Source organism: Pseudomonas sp., assembly GCF_026224925.1.
In the GTDB taxonomy this organism is placed as follows: Bacteria; Pseudomonadota; Gammaproteobacteria; order Pseudomonadales; family Pseudomonadaceae; genus Aquipseudomonas.
Genome location: NZ_JAMFRV010000686.1, coordinates 1 through 4637 on the forward strand (window position 1 = coordinate 1; position 4637 = coordinate 4637).

The 4637-nt window shown below is 57.6% G+C and carries 5 protein-coding genes; all 5 read right to left on the minus strand.

Features of this window, described 5'->3' with window-relative positions:
- Positions 1 to 1665: fatty acid--CoA ligase (locus M0974_RS28710; RefSeq protein WP_297845069.1), on the minus strand; the 1665-nt coding region annotated here is incomplete at its 3' end.
- Between the two features lie 105 nt (positions 1666 to 1770).
- The gene (locus M0974_RS28715) at positions 1771 to 2400 is read right to left on the minus strand and encodes a LysE family transporter (RefSeq protein WP_297845071.1); all 630 of its coding nucleotides are present in this window, start codon (positions 2398 to 2400) and stop codon (positions 1771 to 1773) included.
- Positions 2401 to 2568: 168 nt separating this feature from the next.
- The gene (locus M0974_RS28720; RefSeq protein ID WP_297845073.1) at positions 2569 to 3360 is read right to left on the minus strand and encodes an ABC transporter ATP-binding protein; all 792 of its coding nucleotides are present in this window, start codon (positions 3358 to 3360) and stop codon (positions 2569 to 2571) included.
- Between the two features lie 18 nt (positions 3361 to 3378).
- Positions 3379 to 4131, minus strand: coding sequence for an ABC transporter permease (locus M0974_RS28725; protein WP_297845074.1), 753 nt, complete (start codon positions 4129 to 4131; stop codon positions 3379 to 3381).
- 16 nt (positions 4132 to 4147) lie between these two features.
- A partial coding sequence (locus M0974_RS28730; RefSeq protein ID WP_297845075.1) for an ABC transporter permease occupies positions 4148 to 4637 on the minus strand: 490 nt, incomplete at its 5' end.

The window sequence follows — 4637 nt, forward strand, 5'->3', positions numbered from 1 at the left end:
GGTGCTGTTGTTTTTTTGCCACTCGATGATATCGAGGCGGATGCGCTTCTTGTCGAGCTTGCCAACGCTGGTCTTGGGAATTTCAGCAACAAGGGCAATCTGGCTAGGGATCGCCCACTTATTGATGTGTCCCGTTTCGACAAAGGGTTTCAAATGATCCTTGAGTTCCTTTGCACAAATACTGTGCCCATCGCGTATCACCAGTAAAGCAAACGGCCGTTCACCCCATTGCTGATCGGCGATGCCAACCACAGCCACTTCACGAACGGCCGGGTGACGACTGACCAGGTCTTCAAGGTCCAGTGACGAAACCCACTCGCCACCGGTCTTGATCACGTCCTTGATCCGGTCGCGAATGTCGATCACACCCATGTTGTCCAGGGTGGCGACATCGCCAGTGTGCAACCAACCGCCCGCCCACAGTTCGGCGCCTTTTTCCGGCTCACGGTAATAGCCTTCTGTCAGCCACGGCGCACGCAGGACCAACTCGCCTTGGGTCTCACCGTCGGCGGGCAGAAAGTTACCCTCCTCGTCGATAATCGCCGCATCGACCAGCACACCGGGCACGCCGGCTTTAATTCGGTAAGAGGTGCGTTCGTCGTCGCTGAAAGCCAGCATTTCTTCGTTCAAATGCGCCACGGCCACCAACGGACAGGTTTCGGACATGCCATACGCGGCTGTCAGTTGAATGCCTTTGGCTTTGGCCGCGTTATAGGTTGTGCGGTTCAGCGCACTGCCACCAATGATGATTTTCCAGCCGTTGAAATCGATGTTCTGAGCTGCTTTGGCGTTGAGGACCATTTGCAGAATGGTTGGCACACAGTGGGAGAACGTGACCTTTTCCTTGCGCCACAACTCAACCAGCATCTCGGGGTCGTAACGACCGGGATAGACCTGCTTAAGCCCGAGCATCGTGGCGGCATATGGCACGCCCCAGGCATGCACATGGAACATTGGCGTAATGGGCATGTAGACATCGTTGGTGCCCAGCAAGCGCACGCTGTCGATACTGCCCATGATCGTCGCGACGCCCATGGTGTGCAGCACCAACTGCCGATGGGAGAAGTACACGCCTTTGGGGTTGCCGGTGGTGCCAGTGGTGTAAAACGTGGTGGCGACCGAGTTTTCGTCGAAGTCCTCGAACTCATACTGGGTACTGGCAGCGGCCAACAGCTCTTCGTACTCACCGATAAGGTTTGGTAACTCAGCGGTTTTATCCGCTGCATCGGTGAGCAGCAGGGTTTTCTCGACGGTGGTCAGGTGCGGGGCTAACCCATTGTAAAGCCCCACAAACTCGCTGTTGACCAGCACGAACTTATCCACCGCGTGGTTCATGGTGTAGAGGATCTGTTCCGGCGACAAACGCACGTTGACCGTGTGGATCACCGCGCCAATCATCGGAATCGCAAACATGCATTCCAGATAGCGGTGGCTGTCCCAATCCATCACCGCCACGGTATCCCCCGCTTTTACCCCAGCATTTGTCAGGACATTGGCCAGACGAGCAATACGCTCGTTAAGGGTTGGATAGCTGTAGCGCAACGTGTCGCGGTAAACGATCTCGCGAGTTTTTTCGTAGCGACTGCCTGACATCAACAGCCGCTTGATCAACAACGGATATTGGTAGGCGCAATCAGCTGGAGCAATAACGCGAGTCTGCAACATACGAGTCCCTTTTCTGAGTGCACAGTCGTGGCTGAAAAATATGCACTGTAGAGACGTAGGTCGCCAGCGAAATCAGCCGAAGGGATGATTTCGTATCTGTAGGAGTTAGTGAACCGAGGTAAACGCCAACTTCACTCCCAACGCGACCAGCACCACGCCCATGGTCCGGTCGAACCAGTGGCCCATCCGCGCAAACGCCGCACGCACGCGCTGTTGGCTGAACAACCGCGCCACCAGGCAGAACCAGAGACCCGTTGCGAGTGCCAGGTACACGCCATAACCCGCCTGCACCAGCAACGGCGTGTGCGGGTTGATCACTACCGTGAACAGCGACAGGAAGAACAACGTCGCCTTAGGGTTAAGGCCGTTGGTGACGAAACCACTGGTGAACGCGCCGCGAGCCGTGCGTTCACCCACTGGCAGTTCAACCGGCGCATCCGTTGCGCTGGCCGGTTTGGCGCGCAAGGCTTTGATGCCGATGTACAGCAGGTACGCCGCAGCGGCCCACTTCAGCGCGTTAAACAATACGATTGATTGCGACACAATCAGGCCGATGCCCAATAGCGAATAACCCACATGCAGAAAAATCGCGGTACCCACGCCCATGGCGGTCCAGGTACCGGCCTTGCGCCCGTGGGTCACACTTTCGCGGACGACCACCGCGAAATCCGGGCCGGGGCTGGCAACGGCAAGCAAGTGAATCAGGGCAACGGTTAGAAATTCCGTCCAGTACATGGGGCCTCCGCATCGGGCATAAAATTTTGTGAGCAAACATTAAAGCGCTTTCAAGCTCGCCACAGTACGCCTTCGCGGCGGTGCGCCATAGGTACAGTTGGGGAGCAACGTAGCGAAGCAGACGCGGCGCCGGCGTGAGTGATCACGCCGGCGTCAACCGGGAGAGGATCAATCGGTGTTGCGTTGGTTGTGGCTAGAGACAAATTGACGGAAACGCTCGGTCGGCAAGCCTTCAAATAGCTCTGCCGGCGTGCCCTGTGCGTCAACCAAGCCGCCGTGCATATAAATGACCCGGTTCGACACATGGCGAGCAAAGCCCATTTCATGGGTCACCACCAGCATCGTCCGGCCCTCTTCGGCTAATGAACGCATAACCCGCAACACTTCGCCCACCAACTCTGGGTCGAGGGCCGAGGTCGGTTCGTCGAACAGCATCACTTGCGGGTTCATCGCCAATGCCCGAGCGATGGCCACGCGCTGTTGCTGACCGCCAGACAAATGCGCCGGGTAATGATTGCGGTGCTCGTAGAGGCCGACTTTATGCAGCAGTTGTTCGGCGTCTTCGATGCATTCGGCACGTGGGCGCTTGAGTACGCGCATCGGACCTTCAATCACGTTTTGCAGCACGGTCATGTGCGACCACAGGTTGAAGTTCTGAAACACCATGCCCAAGCGGCTGCGCATGCGCTCGACCTGGCGCGCATTACTTGGCAGCAGGCGGCCGTCACGATGACGGGCCATTTCAATGGCCTCACCGTCCAGGCTGATGCTGCCTTCGTCTGGCGTTTCCAGCAGATTGATGCAGCGCAGAAAGGTACTTTTGCCCGAACCACTGGCGCCCAGGATCGAAATCACATCGCCTTTGTGCGCGTCCAGCGAGATGCCCTTAAGCACATGCGCCGAGCCGTAGGATTTTTGAATGTTGCTCACCGACAGGGCGGTATTTGATTGAGAAGTCATGACCAGCTCCGTAGCGAATCAGGGATTAGTGGGTGACGTAACGGTAGTTTTTGATTTAGCCGATTTCGGCAAAACCCCGGCAGGTCGTTCACGAAGATGAGGCGAGAGGCGGTATTCGATCCAGGCCACCGCACGCACTACCAGAAAATTCAGCACCAGATAAATCAGCGCGGCACACAGGAACACTTCCATGGTGCGGTACGTACGCTGGATGATCTGCTGCGCAACGCCGGTGACATCCCAGACCGTCACCAGACTCGCCAAGGCGGTGGATTTGACCAGCAAGATCGCCTCAGTGGAGTATGCCGGCAGCGCCTGACGCAGCGTGACCGGGGCAATAATCCGGTACAGCAGCGCCCACGGAGACATACCGATGGCCTGGCCCGCTTCGATCTGCCCGTGGGGAACACTAAGTAGGCCGCCGCGGATGATTTCTGCGGTGTAGCCCGCCGTACACATGGCAAGGGAAAGCACCGCGCAACCGTACGGAGATTTCAGCACCACCCAGGCGAAACTGTCGCGAATCGCCGGGAATTGGCCAAGGCCGTAATAGATCAGGAACATCTGGATCAGCAGCGGCGTACCGCGAAAGATCATGATGTAGAAGCGCGCCGGGTAGCTGAGGATGGCCCAGCGACTCACGCGCATCGCAACGATACCCAAGGAAAGGGTCAAGCCCAGCACCAGCGAGCAGAAAAACAGCGTCAGGGTGGTGGGCAAAGCAGCCAGCAACTTAAGCATGGTATCGGCGAGAAAGGCGAAATCGATCATTGGATATTCTCCTGTCTCAAGACTGTGTGGGGCTGCGGCGCTGCGTACGGCGCACGCGAGCTTCAGCGATATTGAAAATGCGACCGGAGAGTCCTGTAAGGACCAGGTACAGCGCGCCACCGACGATGTAGAAGGTAAAATATTGGCGGGTAGAGCCCGCTGCCACCTGACTGGCGCGCATCAATTCAACCAGGCCGATGACCGAAATCAGTGCCGAGTCTTTGAGGCTCATTTGCAACACGTTACCGAGACCCGGCAGCGCGTAACGCATGATTTGCGGGATCAACACGCGCCGGATGCGCATGGCTTTGGACATGCCGATGGCCAGCGCGGCTTCCAGCTCGCCCTTGGGCACGGCGATAAAAGCGCCGCGATAAACTTCCGCCTGATACGACGCGGAGATCAGTCCCACCGCGATGGCACCGACCAGAAATGGAGGAACATCAATGTAGCCGTCAGCCCCAAACCAGTGACCGACTGCGGACACCACGGTGGCGCCGCCGAAA